Source organism: Nocardia sp. CDC159, assembly GCF_023740735.1.
Lineage (GTDB): Bacteria > Actinomycetota > Actinomycetes > Mycobacteriales > Mycobacteriaceae > Nocardia > Nocardia pulmonis.
Genome location: NZ_JAMRXH010000016.1, coordinates 142,257 through 158,866, shown reverse-complemented (window position 1 = coordinate 158,866; position 16,610 = coordinate 142,257). Strand labels below are relative to the sequence as shown.

General features: G+C 70.8%; 14 protein-coding genes. 8 read left to right on the top strand and 6 right to left on the bottom strand.

The genetic code is table 11. The features are described from left to right. The first annotated feature begins 239 nt into the window (after window positions 1-239). Window positions 240-731 (top strand): universal stress protein, encoded by a 492-nt coding sequence (locus tag NDR87_RS29180; protein ID WP_251916578.1) that lies wholly within the window; start codon window positions 240-242, stop codon window positions 729-731. Here the strand turns inward: NDR87_RS29180 and NDR87_RS29175 are convergent. Genes NDR87_RS29175 through NDR87_RS29165 form a run of 3 tightly spaced genes read right to left on the bottom strand, consistent with a single transcriptional unit; the run spans window position 728 to window position 3,334 of the window. Next, a complete protein-coding gene (locus tag NDR87_RS29175; RefSeq protein ID WP_251916580.1) occupies window positions 728-1,501 on the bottom strand; it encodes a CoA-transferase subunit beta in 774 nt (257 codons plus the stop codon). The two genes, NDR87_RS29180 and NDR87_RS29175, sit on opposite strands and share 4 nt — an antisense overlap. After that, entirely contained in the window at window positions 1,498-2,319 is an 822-nt protein-coding gene (locus NDR87_RS29170) for a CoA transferase subunit A (RefSeq protein WP_251916582.1), read from the bottom strand. The genes NDR87_RS29175 and NDR87_RS29170 overlap by 4 nt, the downstream gene beginning before the upstream one ends. Window positions 2,320-2,359: 40 nt before the next feature. Beyond that, window positions 2,360-3,334, bottom strand: coding sequence for a LysR family transcriptional regulator (locus tag NDR87_RS29165; RefSeq protein WP_251916583.1), 975 nt, complete (start codon window positions 3,332-3,334; stop codon window positions 2,360-2,362). A 95-nt stretch (window positions 3,335-3,429) separates the two neighbouring features. On the opposite strand from NDR87_RS29165, the gene NDR87_RS29160 reads away from it, so the two are divergent. The 6 genes from NDR87_RS29160 (at window position 3,430) to NDR87_RS29135 (ending at window position 12,760) form a co-directional block, all read left to right on the top strand. Next, window positions 3,430-4,500, top strand: coding sequence for a maleylacetate reductase (locus NDR87_RS29160; RefSeq protein WP_251916585.1), 1,071 nt, complete (start codon window positions 3,430-3,432; stop codon window positions 4,498-4,500). Further along, entirely contained in the window at window positions 4,497-5,366 is an 870-nt protein-coding gene (locus NDR87_RS29155) for a dioxygenase (RefSeq protein ID WP_251916587.1), read from the top strand. Before NDR87_RS29160 ends, NDR87_RS29155 begins: the two co-directional genes overlap by 4 nt. Next, on the top strand, window positions 5,363-7,123 hold the full coding sequence (locus NDR87_RS29150) for an FAD-dependent monooxygenase (protein ID WP_251916589.1): 1,761 nt from the start codon (window positions 5,363-5,365) through the stop codon (window positions 7,121-7,123). Before NDR87_RS29155 ends, NDR87_RS29150 begins: the two co-directional genes overlap by 4 nt. A 57-nt stretch (window positions 7,124-7,180) precedes the next feature. Then, window positions 7,181-8,272: an isochorismate synthase MenF gene (locus NDR87_RS29145; RefSeq protein ID WP_251916591.1), complete on the top strand. Its 1,092-nt coding sequence runs from the start codon at window positions 7,181-7,183 to the stop codon at window positions 8,270-8,272. A gap of 80 nt (window positions 8,273-8,352) precedes the next feature. Further along, entirely contained in the window at window positions 8,353-8,523 is a 171-nt protein-coding gene (locus NDR87_RS29140; RefSeq protein WP_251916593.1) for a DUF2613 domain-containing protein, read from the top strand. Beyond that, a complete protein-coding gene (locus NDR87_RS29135; protein ID WP_251916594.1) occupies window positions 8,504-12,760 on the top strand; it encodes a DUF3367 domain-containing protein in 4,257 nt (1,418 codons plus the stop codon). Before NDR87_RS29140 ends, NDR87_RS29135 begins: the two co-directional genes overlap by 20 nt. Here NDR87_RS29135 and NDR87_RS29130 read toward each other — a convergent pair. Next, window positions 12,681-13,823 (bottom strand): acyltransferase, encoded by a 1,143-nt coding sequence (locus NDR87_RS29130; RefSeq protein ID WP_251916596.1) that lies wholly within the window; start codon window positions 13,821-13,823, stop codon window positions 12,681-12,683. The genes NDR87_RS29135 and NDR87_RS29130 overlap by 80 nt on opposite strands. Window positions 13,824-13,989: 166 nt before the next feature. On the opposite strand from NDR87_RS29130, the gene NDR87_RS29125 reads away from it, so the two are divergent. Further along, window positions 13,990-15,108 (top strand): DUF3068 domain-containing protein, encoded by a 1,119-nt coding sequence (locus NDR87_RS29125; protein WP_251916598.1) that lies wholly within the window; start codon window positions 13,990-13,992, stop codon window positions 15,106-15,108. A 71-nt stretch (window positions 15,109-15,179) separates the two neighbouring features. On the opposite strand, the gene NDR87_RS37460 is transcribed toward NDR87_RS29125, so the two are convergent. Together NDR87_RS37460 and NDR87_RS37455 are read right to left on the bottom strand one after the other, a co-directional pair. Beyond that, window positions 15,180-15,311, bottom strand: a complete 132-nt coding sequence (locus tag NDR87_RS37460) for a hypothetical protein (RefSeq protein WP_286014171.1) — start codon at window positions 15,309-15,311, stop codon at window positions 15,180-15,182. A gap of 37 nt (window positions 15,312-15,348) precedes the next feature. Continuing rightward, window positions 15,349-16,608, bottom strand: coding sequence for a polysaccharide biosynthesis protein (locus tag NDR87_RS37455; protein ID WP_308212163.1), 1,260 nt, complete (start codon window positions 16,606-16,608; stop codon window positions 15,349-15,351). Between the last annotated feature and the right edge of the window lie 2 nt (window positions 16,609-16,610).

Below are 16,610 nucleotides of genomic sequence, written 5' to 3'. Positions count from 1 at the left end.
TCACATGCTGCGGCACCGCTTTCGGTGAATCATTAGCGAACTGTCTAGGTATAACTAGTGCAGCCAGCACATACCGACCGATCGCTTTGCCACTCCGACGGGTACTGAACAATTGTCCGACCTATTTTCGAATCGCCCCCTGGAAATGGCATTGCGCTGACCGGGGATGCCCGTTTCCCGCCGGCGCGCCGGGTACGCTCGGGGCACGTAGCCGAACCGGAGAACCTGGGAGGTTCGTCATGGCGTGCGACCTGATGCTCATCGCCTACGACGGTTCCGAGAATGCCAAACGGGCCGTGGAGTACGCGGGGCGGTTTCTGTCGGCGACCAAGGCGGTGGTGCTGACGGCATGGGAGCCGATGGTGCGTCAGGCCGCACGGGTCTCCGGACTGTCGGGGGTGATGCAGCCGGAGTGGGTGGGCGACGACGAGATCGAGGACATCGCCTACGTCGACGCCAAACACATCAATGCCGAGGGCGTGCGGCTGGCCAAACTGTCCGGGCTCAATGCCGAGGCGCGAACCGCGGAATGCACCTCGACGATCTGGAACGCGATCGTCGACGTCGCCGACGAACTCGATGTGGACATCATCGTGGCGGGTACCCGCGGAGCCACGGGCATGCGCGCGCTACTGCATTCCAGCGTCGCCGAGGCCGTGCTGAAGCACTGCCATCGGCCGATCCTGCTGGTGCCGCCGCCCGGCAAGCCACCCGCCGACCACGAGCACTAGGTCCCGGCGAGGGCCCGCAGCGCGGCCAGCTCGGCGGCCGACGGCGGTGCGGTGGTGGCCACTTCGTCGGCCACCCGCAGCTCCCAGCCCGTGGCCGCACGCACCCGCGCCACGCTCACGCCCGGGTGGACGGCGGTGAGCATCAGCTCGCCGCGCTCGTCCGGCGCGAGCACGCCGAGATCGGTGACGACCAATGTCGGTCCGCGGCCACGCAATCCGTACTCGGCCCGCTCACCCCGGCCGGTGCCGTGGCCCAGCGAGGTGACGAACCGGACGCGCTCGACGAAGGCCCGCCGCGTATGCCGCACGACGACGAATACCTCACCGCAGGACGCGGCGATCTCCGGTGCGCCACCGGCGCCCGGCAGGCGCACCTTCGGATTCGCGTAGTCGCCGACGACGGTGGTGTTGATATTGCCGAACCGGTCGATCTGCGCGGCGCCCAGGAAGCCGACGTCGATGCGCCCCGGTTGCAGCCAGTAGTTGAAGATCTCCGGCACGCTCACCACCGCGTCGGCGGTCTCGGCGAGGATCCCGTCACCGATCGAGGCGGGCAGGCGGTCCGGTTTGGAGCCCAGCGTGCCGGATTCGTAGATCAGCACCAGATCCGGTGCGTGCGTGGTGCGGGCGAGGTTGGCGGCGGTGGAGGGCAGGCCGATGCCGACGAAGCAGCGCTGCCCGTCGCGCAGCGCCCGCGCGGCCGCCACACTCATCATCTCGTCGGTGGTGTACGGCGCCGCCGGCGTGGCGGTATCGGTTTCGAGACTCATGCGGGGCTCCCGGTCGGGGCGTGAACGTGCTCGCTCAGCCAGCGGGTGAACGCGTCGCGGTCGCGGCTGATGGCGTCCCACGCGGCGTAATAGGCGTTGTCGCGGGCGGAATAGTCCTGCGCATACGACGGATGGGCGCCGCCGGGCGCCACCGCGACGGCCGTCACCACCCACGACGGCAGCACGATCGCACCGGGGACGGGGGTCAGCTCGTCGACGACCTCCTCGACGGTGACCAGGCTGCGCCGCGCCGCCAGCACCGCCTCCTTCTGCACCCCCAGCAGGCCCCACAGCTGCACGTTGCCGCGGCGATCGGCCCGCTGCGCGTGGATGATCGACACATCGGGATTCAGGGCCGCAACTGCGGTCAGCCGCTCGCCGGTGAACGGGCAGACGATCGGCTTGATGGTGTCGGTGACCGCGGCCAGATCGGTGCCGAGATAACCGCGCAGCACCGCGAACGGCAGCCCGGACGCGCCCGCCACGTACCGGTTGGCCATGCCCGCATGGCTGTGCTCCTCGATCTCCAGCGGTGCGGGCCACTGGTTTTCGACCGCGTCGCGGAATCGGTGCAGCGAGCCGACACCCGGATTGCCGCCCCAGGAGAACACCAGCTTGCGCGCGCAACCCGCGCCGATCATCTGGTCGTAGACGATATCCGGCGTCATCCGGACCAGAGTCAGCTCGCGCCGCCGCTGCCGGATGATCTCCTGGCCCGCGGCGGTCGGAATCAGATGGGTGAAACCCTCCAGTGCGACCGTATCCCCGTCGTGGACGAGCTGTTTCACCGCGTCGGCGAGGGAAACGATCTCACTCATATTCGGCATCATAGAGAAGGTGAGCCAAATCCGTTGCGACTCAGCGCTGTTGCAACCAGCGCCAGGAGTCGTCGGCGCGCTTGCGGCCGGGCGCCAGCTCCGGGCCGAGCACATCGGGTTCGGGAGTGGACATGGCCAGCCGCCGGAAGCCGTCCGCGGGCGGTGACAGCGCATCGCCGCGACGGCTGACCACGGCCGTCTCCACGACCGGCACGTACCGCGCCAGCGGCAGTGTCACCACGGCGGGACCGCACAGCGAGCGCACCGCGGCGGGCGCGAGCGCGATACCGTGCCCGGCCCCGGCCATCGCCACCGCGGTGGCCAGCTGCGCGACGATCCGGATCGCCGGATCGATACCGCCCAACCGGCACGCCTCGGTCAGATGCGCGTACAGCCCGCCCCAGGCCCCCGGCGTGGGCGCGAAGAACTGCTCGGCCGCCAGATCCGCGAGATCGACCCGGCCGTCGTGCTGCTGGGCGAGGGCCCGCGGCAGCACGGCCACCAGCGGCTCGCGGTGGATCACCGCGATGTCCAGCCGATGCTCGTGGTCGGGATCGACCTCGACCGGGGGCAGGTGGACGATGCCGATCTCGCTGCGGCGCAACCGCACCGCGTCGAGCACGGCCGTGCCGAGCTCCTCGGCGTAGTCCAGCACCACGTGCGGCCGCTCCCGGCGATAGCGGGCCAGCAGTCCGGGCACGACCCCCCAACCCGTCTCGGAGTCGAACGACAGCGCCAGCCGCCCGGCGCGGCCGTCGCCGATATGCCGCACCGACTCGGTGACCTCGGCGATATCGGACAGGATGCGCCGCGCCTTGCCGAGCAGCTCGCGCCCGGCGTCGGTGAGATCCACGCCGCGGCGGTGCCGGACGAACAGCCGCACGTCGAGTTCCTGCTCGAGCCTTTTGATCTGGGCTGTCAGCGGCGGCTGCGTGACGTGCAGCCGGTCGGCGGCCCGGGTCACCGACCCCTCTTCGGCGACGGCCACGAAATATCCGAGCTGGCGTAGATCCATACCCGATCGTATGACTGAGCGAGGAATTTCGTATTGGACATATACCAGCCGGTACGCGACTGTGAGACGGGACACAGATCGAGGGAGGTGAGCCGATGCCCGAATTCACCTACGACATACCGCGGCAGCGCATCGTCTTCGGACCGGGCGCGGTGCGCCGTCAGCTGCGCGACGAGATCGAGAGCCTGCGTTTCACCCGGCTGCTCGCCGTGACGAGTCCGGCGCGACAACGGATTTCGGCGGATCTGCTGTGCTCGCTGTCGGACCTGATCACCGGGACCTTCACCGGCGTGCGGCCGCACGTGCCGGTCGCGGTGGCCGAGGCCGCGCGTGAGCGCGCCCGCGCCGCGGAGGCGGACGCCATTCTGAGCATCGGCGGCGGCTCCACCGTCGGCACCGCCAAGGCCATCGCCCTCACCACCGGACTGCCCATCATCGCCGTGCCCACCACCTACGCCGGGTCGGAGGTCACGCCGGTGTGGGGCCTGACCGAGCATGGGCACAAGCGCACCGGCAAACATCCGGCCGTACTGCCGCGGCTGGTCGTCTACGATCCCGAACTGCTCCGGTCGATGCCCCAGAGTATGGCCGCGGCAAGCGGTTTCAATGCCCTGGCGCACTGCGTGGAGGCGTTCTGGGGGCCGGGTCGCAACGGCAGCGTCGACGTGATCGCCGAGGAGGGCATCCGCGCGCTCGGCGCCGGGCTGCGCGCCCTGGCCGACGGCACCGGCGACGCCGCCGCCCCGGATCTGCTCTACGGCGCGTATCTGGCCGGTTCGGCCTTCGCCACCGCCGGATCGGGTTTGCACCACAAGCTCTGCCACATCCTCGGCGGCACCTACGATCTGCCGCACGCCCAGACCCACGCCGTGGTGCTGCCGTATGTGCTGGCGCTCAATGCCCCGGGCGCGCCGGAGGCGGTGCATCGCATCGGCCGGGCACTGCACAGCGCCGATCCGGTCGCGGCCCTGCGGGACCTGGCCAAGCGGCTGCGCATTCCCACCAGCCTGTGCGAGATCGGCCTGGCCGCAGGCGATCTCGACGAGGCGGCCGCACTCGCCACCGCCGTGGTACCCGACGACAACCCCGTGCCCGCCGACCGCACCGCGCTGCGCGCCCTGCTCGCCGCGGCCTGGTCCGGCACCGCCGCTCCGGAGCAGCCATGACCGACCGACACATCCACGCGGAACCGCTCACCGACGAGGTCTCGGCCAGTTTCGCCGACGCCCCGCCGCGCCTGCGCGAGGTGATGCAGAGCCTGGTCCGGCATCTGCACGAATTCGCCCGCGAGGTCCGTCTCACCGAGGACGAGTGGGCGCGCGGCATCGAGTTCCTCACCCGGACCGGACATATCACCACCGCTACCCGGCAGGAGTTCATCCTGCTCTCCGATGTGCTGGGATTATCGATGCTGACCATCGGCCTCAATGCACCCGAGGACGAAAAGGCCACGGAGCCCACGGTTTTCGGGCCGTTCTTCGTCGACGACGCCCCCGAGATCGAGCTGGGCGGCGATATCGCGCGCGGTGCGAAGGGTTCGCCGTGCTATGTCAGCGGGGTGGTGCGGTCCAGCTCCGGCGAACCGATTCCCGGGGCGCGCATCGATGTGTGGGAGGCCGATGCGGACGGCTTCTACGACGTGCAATACGACGGCGACCGCCGCGCCGGACGCGGTCGCCTCACCGCCGCCACCGACGGGACGTATCGGTTCTGGTCGGTGCTGCCCGCGCCGTATCCGATCCCGCACGACGGTCCGGTCGGCGAGTTGCTCGCCGCCGCCGGGCGCAGCCCGATGCGGCCGGCGCACCTGCACTTTCGCGTCGCCGCGCCCGGGTACCGCACGCTGGTGACGCATATCTTCGTGGCGGGGGATCCGTATCTGAACAGCGACGCGGTATTCGGGGTCAGGGACGGTCTCGTCGTCGACGCGATCGAACATCCGCCGGGTCCGGGACCGGACGGCACGCATCGCGACCGGCCGTATCACCGCATGACCTTCGATATCGCGCTCGCCCAGGAGATTCGGCCATGACCGCCCCCGACATCGACATCGACGTCCTCATCATCGGCAGCGGGCCCGCGGGCGGCGCCGCGGCGCTCGCGCTGGCCACGCTCGGCGTCGACCATCTGGTGCTGACCAAGTACCGCTACACGGCCAACACCCCGCGCGCCCACATCACCAATCAGCGCACCATGGAGATATTCCGCGATCTCGGCATCGAGGACGATGTGCTGGCCCGGGCCACCCCGCACGAGCTGATGGGGCAGACGGTGTTCTGCACCAGCCTCACCGGCGACGAGCTCGGCCGGGTGCGGGCGTGGGGCACCCATCCGGCCCGCGAGGCCGACTACACGCTGGCCAGTCCCAGCCAGAACTGCGATATTCCACAGAACTATCTGGAGCCGATCGTCATCCAGCACGCCGCCGCGCGCGGTTCGCGCATCCGGTTCGATTCCGAATATCTCGGGCTCACCCAGGACGCGGACGGCGTCGACGTGCGGGTGCGCGATCGGGTCAGCGGGGCCGAATTCACCGTCCGGGCGAAGTACGTCATCGGCGCGGACGGCGGCCGCAGCGCCGTCGCGGCCGATATCGGACTGCCGTTCGAGGGCCGGATGGATGTCGCGGGCAGCATGAACATCGTGTTCCACGCGGATCTTTCGCATCTGGTCGCGCATCGGCCCAGCGTGCTCTACTGGGTGCTGCGACCGGGCGCGGACGTCGGCGGTATCGGTCTCGGGCTGGTGCGCATGGTGCGGCCGTGGAACGAATGGCTGATCGTCTGGGGCTACGACATCAACCGACCACCGCCCGATATCGACGACGCGGCCGCCACCCGCATCGCACATCAGCTGATCGGCGACGACACCATTCCGGTCACCATTCGCTCGACCTCGCTGTGGGGCAACAACCGGATGTACGCCACCGACTATCGGGCCGGGCGGGTGTTCTGCGCGGGCGATGCGGTGCACCGGCATCCGCCGTCGAACGGGCTGGGCTCCAACACCTCGATCCAGGACGCCTACAACCTGGCCTGGAAGCTGGCCTACGTTCTGAAAGGCGTTGCGGGCGAGGCGCTGCTGGATTCCTACAGCGCGGAGCGGGTGCCGGTGGGCAGGCAGGTGGTGCTGCGCGCGAACAAGAGCATCGAGGAGTTCGGCGCGATCCTGGCGGCGCTGGGCATCGACGACACCAGCGATCCGGAGACGATGCGGGCGGCCATCGCCGAACGCCGCGACGACACCCCCGCGGGTGCGCGCAAACGGCGCGAACTGCGCACCGCGCTCGAGCTCAAGGATTACGAATTCAACGCGCACGGTGTGGAATTGGGCCAGCGCTACCGCTCCGGCGCGATCGTCGGCGACGGTACCGCCGAACCGGGCTACACCCGCGATCCGGAGCTGTACTACCACCCGACCACCCATCCCGGCGCGCGGCTGCCGCACGTCTGGCTGGGCACCGCCACCGGACATCGGGTGAGCACCCTGGATCTGTGCGGCCACGGCCGCTTCGCGGTGCTCACCGGCATCGGCGGACAGCCCTGGGCCGACGCCGCGGTGGCCGTCGCCGACAAACTCGGCATCGAGATCGCCGCCCACGTGATCGGCCCGGGCCGCACGCACACCGACCTCTACGACGACTGGGCCCGGGTGCGCGAGATCGGCGAGGACGGCTGCGTGCTGGTGCGGCCCGATATGCATGTGGCGTGGCGGGCGGCCGGACCGGTGGCCGAGCCGGAGCGGACGTTGCTGGAGGCGCTGAGCGCGGTGTTGTCGGTTGCCGTCTGATTGAGATTTCGATCGCTGCCCGGCCGTTCGGGCGCCGGTGCGGGCTATGGTCGGGGCATGGACGGCTTTCTCCTCGCGCAGCCCGGGGGTGTGCTGCGGGCCTCCGGGGTCCGGCGCGCCCTCGACGATGCCGGGCGAGCGGCCGCCGCACTGCGCGAGGGCGCGGAGCTGGTGGTGGGAGCGCTGCCCTTCGATCCCCGGGATCCGGCCGCGCTGTGCGTGCCCGAGCGGGCCGAGCACACCGCCGGGCCGTGGCGGCCCGCGGCACTGCCCGCGCTGCCGCCGGTGCGGGTCGTGACCGAGATACCGAGTCCCGCCGAACATGTCGCGCGGGTGACCAAGCTGGTCGAGCAGCTGTCCGACCCCGGGCAGCCGCTGCGCAAGGTGGTGGCGGCACGCTCGCTGCTCGCCGCGGCGGACGAGCCACTGGATCCGACGGTGGTGGCCGCCCATCTGCTGACGCGCCATCCGCAGGCCAATGTCTTCGCCGTCGATCTCACCCCGGCCGGGCGATCCGGCGCGACCCTGGTCGGCGCGACGCCGGAGGTGCTGGTGGCCCGCCACGGTGAGATCGTCACGCTGCGCCCGCTGGCCGGTACCGCACCGCGGCATGCCGATCCCGAGCGCGATGCGCGACGCTCGCGAGAGCTGTTGGCCAGCGCCAAGAATCGCTGCGAACACGCCTTCGTCATCGACTGGATCCGGGAGCGGCTGGCCCCGGTCTGCGCCGAGCTCACCGTCCCCGGCGAGCCCGAGCTGATCAATACCGCCGAGGTGTGGCATCTGGCCACGCCCATCCGCGGCCGCCTGCGCGATCCGCGGACCACGGCGCTCGATCTGGCCGTCCTGCTGCATCCGACCCCCGCGGTCTGCGGCACGCCGACCGATCTCGCCCTCGAGACCATCACCGAACTCGAGGAGGAGCGCGGCTTCTACGGCGGCGCGGTGGGCTGGTGCGATGCCCGCGGCGACGGCGAATGGGTCGTCGCGATCCGCTGTGCGGAACTGTCCGCCGACGGCCGCACGGTCCGCGCATTCGGCGGCGGCGGCATCGTCGCGGCCTCGGATCCGCAGGCCGAACTCGACGAGACCACGGCCAAACTGCGCACCCTGCTCGGCGGGCTGCGGTGTGCGCTGCCGGAGTTCTGACCGCGCCCGACTGACCGGTTCCCCGTCGATGTTGTAGGTTGACTCGGAATACGCCTGCGTCGATGTATGGGAGTACCGCGATGAAGTTTGCCGTTCCTGGGGTAGCGAGCGCCGTCGCCGGGGCTGTGCTCGGTGTGGTCGCGGTGTTCGGTATCACCATGGCCATGGCGCAAAATTCGCGGCCCGATGTGGATCGCAGCGGCAATGCCTCGTCGTCGCTGCTCAACAACGTTGAGTACGGCGCTCGCTGATTCGCCCCCTCGCGTCGATTCCACCGCACCGCTAGGACGGCGCTGGTTCGCCGGGACGGTGGTCGCGGCCTTCCTGCTCACCTTCGGCCAGGCGCCGGGGAATACGGTCGCCGACACCAAATACGATCTGGCCCAGAATCCTCTGGGTTTTCTGCAGCGCGCGGCGCATCTGTGGAGCAGTCAGGCGCCGATGGGGCAGGTGCAGAATCAGGCCTACGGATACTTCTTTCCGCACGGCGCGTTCTTCTCGCTCGGACATGTGCTCGGGCTGCCCGCGTGGGTGATTCAGCGAATCTGGTGGGCGCTGCTTGTTCTCGCCGGATTCTGGGGCATCGTCCGGCTGTGCGAGACGCTGGGCATCGGATCGCGCGGATCGCGCGTGGTGGCGGCGCTGGCGTTCGCATTGTCGCCGCGGGTGCTGACCACCCTGGGGTCGATCTCGTCGGAGACGCTGCCGATGATGCTCGCGCCCTGGGTGCTGCTGGCCCCGGCGGCGCTGGGGCGGCTGCGATTACCGAAGCGGGGCGCCGCCTCGCCCGCGGGCAGTGCGCTCGCGCTGGCGCTGATGGGTGCGGTGAACGCGGTGGCGACCGCGGCCGCATTTCTGCCCGCCGCGCTGTGGTGGGCGTCGTATCGGCCGAACCGCGCCTGGTGGCGCTTCACCCGGGCCTGGATTCCGCTACTGGTCCTGGCCACCTTCTGGTGGGTGGTGCCACTGCTGGTGCTGGGCCGGGTCAGCCCGCCGTTCCTGGACTACATCGAATCCTCCGGAGTCACCACGCAGTGGGCGTCGCTGGGTGAGGTGCTGCGCGGCACCGACAGCTGGACGCCGTTCGTCTCGCCGGAGCGGATCGCGGGGGCGGTGCTGGTCACCCAGCCCGCCGCGGTGCTGGCGACCGGGCTGCTGGCGGCGGCCGGAATGGCCGGACTGGCGCTGCGATCGATGCCGTGCCGCGGGCGGTTCGCGCTGATCCTGATCGTCGGGCTGGCCGGAATCTGCGCGGGCTACGCGGGACCGCTCGGCGGGCCGTTCGCCGAATCGGTGCGAATCTTCCTGGATTCCGGCGGTGCGCCGCTGCGCAATGTGCACAAGCTGGAGCCGCTGATCCGAATCCCACTGGTAATGGGGCTCGCCCATCTGCTGCGCCGGGTGCCGCTGCCCGCCGCGGTGCCGATGCCGGTGTGGCGCACTGCCTTCGCCCATCCCGAGCGGGATCGAATGGTGGCCGTCACCGCGCTGATCCTGGCCGCGCTGACGCTGTCCACCTCGCTGGCCTGGACCGGCAGGCTCGCCCCGCGCGGTGCGTACGACCACGTTCCCGGTTACTGGCGCGAGACCGCGGACTGGTTGGCGCGCAACGCCTCCGACACCCGCGCACTCGTCGTGCCCGGCGCGCCGTTCGGCAGTCAGATCTGGGGACTGACCCGCGACGAGCCGCTGCAGGCCCTCGCCACGACGCCGTGGGCGGTGCGCGACGCCGTCCCGCTCACCCCGCCGGGCGCGATCCGGGCAATGGATTCGGTGCAGCGGCTGATCGCCGACGGGCGAGGCTCGACCGCCCTTGCTCCGACGCTGATCGCCCAGGGCATCGGAATTCTGGTGCTGCGCAACGATCTCGACCCGGACACCTCGCGCTCGACCCGGCCGATGCTGGCGCATCAGGCCATCGCGGACTCACCCGGGCTGACCAAGGTGGCCGAATTCGGCAACGATATCGAGGTGGGCCACGGCGACGGCCTGGTCACCGACGGCGATCTGCGCCCGGCCTATCCGGCTATCGAGATCTACCGGGTGAGCGAGCCCCGGCCGGGCACACCGGCCGACCTCCGTTCCGGCGTGGGCGCGCCCGGCGCGTTCCCGGGGGCGTACACGGTGCCGCTGGATTCGGTGCCGGTGGTGCGCGGCGGTCCCGAGGTACTGGAACGCCTGCGGCGCGGGGCCGATGCGGCGTCCGGACCCGCGCTGCTGGCCGCCGACGCGCAGCGGGCGGGTCTGTCGGGTGGGTCGGTGATGATCACCGATACGCCCATGGATCGCGAGGCGGACTTCGGCCGGGTGGACAATCACAACTCCGCCCTGCGCGCGCCGACCGATGCGCGACGCACGCACAATCTGGTACCGGACTATCCGGTGCCGGGTGAGCGGTTGGTCGAGGGGGAATGGTCGGGCGCGGTGGTCACCGCGTCCAGTTCGGCGGCCGATGCCACCCAGCTCGGCGGGGCCGCGCCGGGCAGTTCCACCGCGGCGATGGTCGACGGCGATCCGTCCACGGCATGGTTGAGCAACAGCGCCGAATACGCGGTGGGGCAATGGGTTCGGCTCGACCTCGACCACCCCATCCGCACCGGCCTGCTGCACCTGACGACCAGCCCGGCCGCGATCGGCGATCCGGTGAAGTGGGTCGAGATCCGCACGGCGGGCGGCACGGTCGCCGCACGCATCTCCGAACCCGGTGTGCCCGTGTCGGTTTCGCTGCCGCCCGGCCGCGTCGATTGGCTCACGATCACCGCCACCCGCACCGAGAACGGCACCGGCGGCGGGCAATTCGGCATCAGCGAACTCTCCCTCGAGGACTATTCCGATCGCGCCGCGCCGGTGTCGGTCGACATTCGCCATCGCACCGTGCTGCCGCCGATCGCGGCGGGCACGCGAGTGCGGGGCTGGGATCTGGGGCAGGAATTCCCGGGCCGCAGCGGCTGTTTCGACGCCCCCGACCGGGTGCGCTGCAGTAAGGGGCTGGGACTTCCGGCCGAGGAGCCCGGGGCCTTCGAGCGCACCCTGCGGGTGCCCGAGCCGATGCCGGTCACGCCGCGGCTGACCGTCCGCACCCGGCAGGGCCCCGCGCTGGAGGCGCTGCTCACCGATCCGGACCGGCCGATCGCCCGCGGTAAGGCCGACGTCGGCGACCTGCGCGGCTCGGCCTTCGCCGCCACCGACGGGGATACGCGGACGAGTTGGATCGCGCCGGAGGATACGGTGCGAAATCCGGCCGGGGCCAAGCCGACCCTCACCCTCGAACTGCCCCGCCCAGCCCTGGTGACGGACCTGGAGGTGACCCCGTCGCTGGGTGCGCTGCCCGCCCGGCCGACCGCAGTGGCGGTGAATCTCGGTGACGGACCGCAGATTCGCGATCTCGACCCCGACGCCGAATCCGGTACGCCACTGCGGCTCGAGCTGCGCCCGCGGGTCACCGACCGCATCGAGCTGAGCATCAACGACTGGAAGACCGTGCTGGACCGCACCGCGCTGGGCTTCACCATGCAGCAGCCCCCCGGGCTGGCGGAGGTCGCGGTGCTCGGTCCGGACTATCCCGCGCCCGCCGCACCCGACCGTACGGTCACCGTGGACTGCGCGCACGGCCCGACGCTCGCGGTGGCCGGACGCCTGGTGCACACCTCGGTGACCGCGACGGCCGATCAGTTGCGTTCCGGCGCACCGGTTCCGGCCCGGGTCTGCGCGGCGGACGCCGATCCGGTGCCACTGCCGCCGGGACGGGTCGACGTCACGGTCGCGCCGACCGAGCTGTTCTCGGTCGACGAGCTGCGCCTGGACCGCGACGAGGCCGCGCCGCAACCGATTGCGGCCCCGCCCGGCACCCGGCTGCTGGTACTTCCGCTCAGCACCAATGTCGGCTGGCGCGCGCACACCGCCGACGGCCGCGCCCTCGACCCGATCGTGGTCGACGGCTGGGAGCAGGGCTGGCTGCTGCCCGCGGGCGCGACCGGGCCGGTGACCGTCGAATTCCCCATCGACCGCTGGTACCGCTGGGCCATCTTCGGCGGACTGCTGCTGCTTCTCCCCCTGATCGCGCTGGCCGTCCCGTGGCGACGCCGTGCGGAAGAGCCGATGCCATCCGGGGATTCGCCGCCCCGCACCTGGCGCTCCCGGATCGCCGCGGCGGCCGGGCTGACCGCGGCGGCGCTGCTGATCTCCGGACCGGTCGCGGTGGGACTGACCGCGGCCGGACTCGTCGCCGATCGATACTTCCCGCGCATCATGCCCAGGGCGCTGGTCGCCCTGGCCGGACTGGGCACGGCGGTATCGGCCGCGGCCCTGTCCACCGGTCCGTGGCGCTCGCCGCAGGGATATATGGGCGGATCGCTGTGGGTGCAGTTACCGGCCGTGGTCGCGGTCGTCGCGGTGGGTATCGCGGCACTCAGCCGAAGCGACGCCGAACCCAGTGCCGCACTGGCTCTTCCACGAGTGCGTAACTGGCGGCGGCGAGGGGAAGAGTGAACGCCACCGTCAGCACCAGCACGTACGGGAAGCGCCCGGCGAACGGCATGATCCCGAAGACCGGGAACACCATCGACAGCACGGCCAGATGCCAGATGAAGATGCCGTAGGACCAGCGGCCCAGGGTCGCGGCCACCGGGCTCTCCAGCAGTCGGTGTCGTCGATCGCCGAGCACGAGCGGCGCGAGCAGGCCGAAGCCGATGAGCGCACCCAGTCCCATCTTCATCGCGTACTGCCAGGGCGCGCCGCGGGTCAGTCCCGCCGGTCCGGCCAGATCGGTGGTCGCCAATCCGAAGGCGACCGCCGCCAGAGTCCACATGGCCCAGCGGTTTCCGGCGATGCGCCGCCAGCGCGGCGAGGCGTCCTCGACCAGTTCGGCCAGCAGCATGCCCGCGGCGAACCAGGGCAGATAGCCGGGCAACCAGTTGTCCGAGTGAATGGCCTCCGGAGTGGGTACCGGCAGGAAGTTCCAGCCCAGGCTCACCACCGCGAGCGCCGCGACAGCGCCCACCCGCCAGCGCGGCGCGCGCGTGCGCACCAGCGCCCAGGCCAGTACGGGCAGCACGAGATAGAAGGCGACCTCCACCGACAGACTCCACATCTGGGTGAGCCCGTCGGTCAGCGTCAGCGGCACGAAGACCTGCAGCAGCGCCAGATTCGCCAGCCACACCCGCCACCCGGCCGACTGCGCCGCCGACGGCAGCAGGATCAGCACCGCGCACACCACCGCCCAGTAGGCGGGCAGGATGCGCGCGGCGCGATGCAGCAGGTAGCGCCGGGCGCTCGGGGCGGCGCCGTGGTCGCGCGCGGCCGCGGCGTGCGGACGCCACAGCAGAAATCCGGACAGGCCGAAGAAGACGGCCACCGCCATATCGAACCGCTCCCAGACGCGGCCCAGCACCGGCATGCTCGTCGCCCCGGTCTGAAACGCCACATGGGTGAGCACCACCCCGAGCGCGGCCAGCGCGCGCATCCCCTCCAGCGCGGGTATGAACGCCCGCGGCGCCACCCGGCTCCGCGCGCTCGAATCCGCCGCGGCGGGGTTTGTCACGGTCGTGCTCATCGCGCTCCAGTGTGCCCGGTCGCCGCGACGGCGCGAATTCCCGCTCGGATTGTGGGAGATTCGGGCCTCAGCTGGGCATGAATGGGTGCACGACTGTTAGTGTCGGGGCTCACGGCGGCAGAGTGACCGCCCGGTAACGGCCTGTTCGACGACGAGGAGAGTTTGCATGGCACTCGGTGCCGGTACCAAGAGGACGGTGGCCTGCGTACTCGTGGGGCTCGGCACGCTGCTGATCGTCGCGGCGGTGCTGATTCCTACGTATGCGGTGGGACAGCTCGCCAAGACTCCCCTCGATCTGGAGATCACCACGATCGCGACCAACAACCCGAACGCGCCCAGCGAGGTGCTGGACGCGAAATCCCTGACCTCGGGCACGGGTCCGGCCAAGATCGATCAAAACGTCTCGTTGATCTCGCAGCGGTTCGTCACCGTCGAGGAGCCCTCGGACAAGACCCAGATGACCGTCCAGGCCGGTCAGACGCTGCGGCGGATCGATAAGCAGGGCGATACCGGCCTGCTCACCGCGACCATCGACCGGGTGACCATCGACCGCAAGACCGGTATGCCGGTCGACACCGATCCGAACGGTTCCATCGCGGCCACGGTGAACAGCAAGGGCGAGAGCGTCGCCGATCCGGTGCAGCACACCGGCCTGCAGTACCGGTTCCCGATCGGCACGGAGAAGAAGGACTATCCGTACTTCGACTACAACGTGCGCAAGACCTACGACATCAAGTTCATCGAAGAGACCGAGATCAAGGATCTGAAGGTCTACCACTTCCAGCAGCAGATCCCGGCGACCGATCTGGCCAAGGTCGTGAACTCGCCCAGTAACAAGCTCACCCTGCCCGCCGCGAAGTGGGGCGTCGAGGGCGAGGGCGATGTGACCATGGATCGCTTCTACACCAATGTCCGCGACGTGTGGGTGGAGCCGCAGACCGGCACCGTCGTCAAGGGCGCGGAGCAGCTGCACCTGTACTACGCGCGCACGGCCGAGAAGCCCGAGGTGACCGCGCTGAAGTCGAATCTGGTCTTCGACGCCAAGACCATCGATTCGCAGATCGCCGAGGCCAAGAAGTACTCCGATGAGCTGTCGCTGTACAGCCGCATCCTGCCGATCGTGCTCGGCGTGCTCGGCGCGATCGTGCTGATCGTCGGCCTCGTGCTGGGTGTGCGCGGCGGCGGCGCCGACAAGCCGGGCCGGGTGGTGCGCAAGCGCAGCCCCGACGGGGTGGGCGCCGACGATCAGCCCACGCAGCAGATCGATATGAGCAAGGGACTGTAGCGAGTTCGTTCCGAACGGCTCCCCGGCTGTGCGCCGGGGAGCCGTTGGCGTTTTCAGGGTTTGCCGACGCGCTACGCCGCGCGCTGAGGTGGGGCCGATCGCCGACGCACCGCGACCACGACGAGGGCGACGATGATCGGGGTGGCCACGGCCGCGAGCCAGATGCGCACCGGCAGCGAGTCGACGCTCATCAGCGTGTGCACGATCCGGAGGGCAAGGCCCAACCCGACCGCCGCCGCGCTAGCGCCGCGCCTCCGGGGCGGGCCCGATCGCGGGCCGACGCACCGCGAATACGACCAGGGCGATGATGATCGCGGTGACCACGGCCGCGACGATGGTCGCGAGGCAGATGAGCCCCGGCAGCGAATCGATGATCGTGAGCGCGAGCGCGACCTCGAGCGCCAGGCCCAGCCAGATCACCACGGCGGGCGCGGTGCGGTCCACCGCGATGGCCGACAGCAGCGCACCCTGCAGCAGGGCCAGCAGCGCGCCGTCGAGGGCGAACAGCCACAGCAGTCCCTCGATCGGGGCGTAGTCGCGCCCGGCGAACAGCGGGGCCAGCGGGGCGAACAGCGCCGCCCCCGCCACCGCGACGACCCCCACCGCCGACAGCACCCCGAGCGCGTCGCGCACCGCGCGCGCCGAATGCTGCGGTTGCGCCATCCGTGGATACAGCACCACCCCCACGGCCTGCGGCAGCCAGAACGCGATCTTGGTCGCGATGGCCCCCAGCGCGTATCGGCTCGCGTCCACCTCGTCGAGCACGATCCGCGCGACGATCAGATCCATCGACGACAGCGCCATCAGCGCCGCCTGCACCTGCGCCGCCCGCAGCACCGCCACAACCCCGGCCGTATCCGGTTCGGCCGCACCCTTTCCCGCGCTTCGCACCCCTTGCGGGCGGCCGGAGTCGGTGCGAGGCACGGGAAGGGGTGCGGCTGTGCGGGCGATGGTGGCGGCGAGGAGGAGGCCCGCGGCGGCGGACCAGAGGGCGGGGGCGGCGCCGGCGCCGAGTGCGAGGGCGGTCAGGGCGGGGGTGACGCGGGCGATACCCGCGCCGCCGAGGACCGTCGCGAGGGCACGGAAGCGATGGGTGCCCTGCAGAATTCCCTGTTCGGCGGACAGCAGCACCAGGACCGGTGCGGCCAGCAGCGCACCCGCGGCGGCGGCGATGCTCACCTGCAGCACCGCGGTCACCGCCGGAATCAGTACGACCGCGACCACCCCCACGATCGCGGCGCAACGGAGGCCGAGCGCGCGCGCCCGCGCGACCGGCGCACCCCGGACCACCTCGCGGGCCACCACGTTCTGCAGGGCCAGCGCGGGCACCGCGCACAGCAGCTGCACCGCCAGCAGACTCGCGAATTCGCTGTACCCGGCGACCCCCAGCCAGCGCCCGGCCAACAGTTGCAGCAGGTATCCGGCCACATTGGCGGTCATGGCCCCCGCCGTCACCAGGGTCAGATCCGCGACCACGGGTTGACGACGTAAGGCAGGCACCC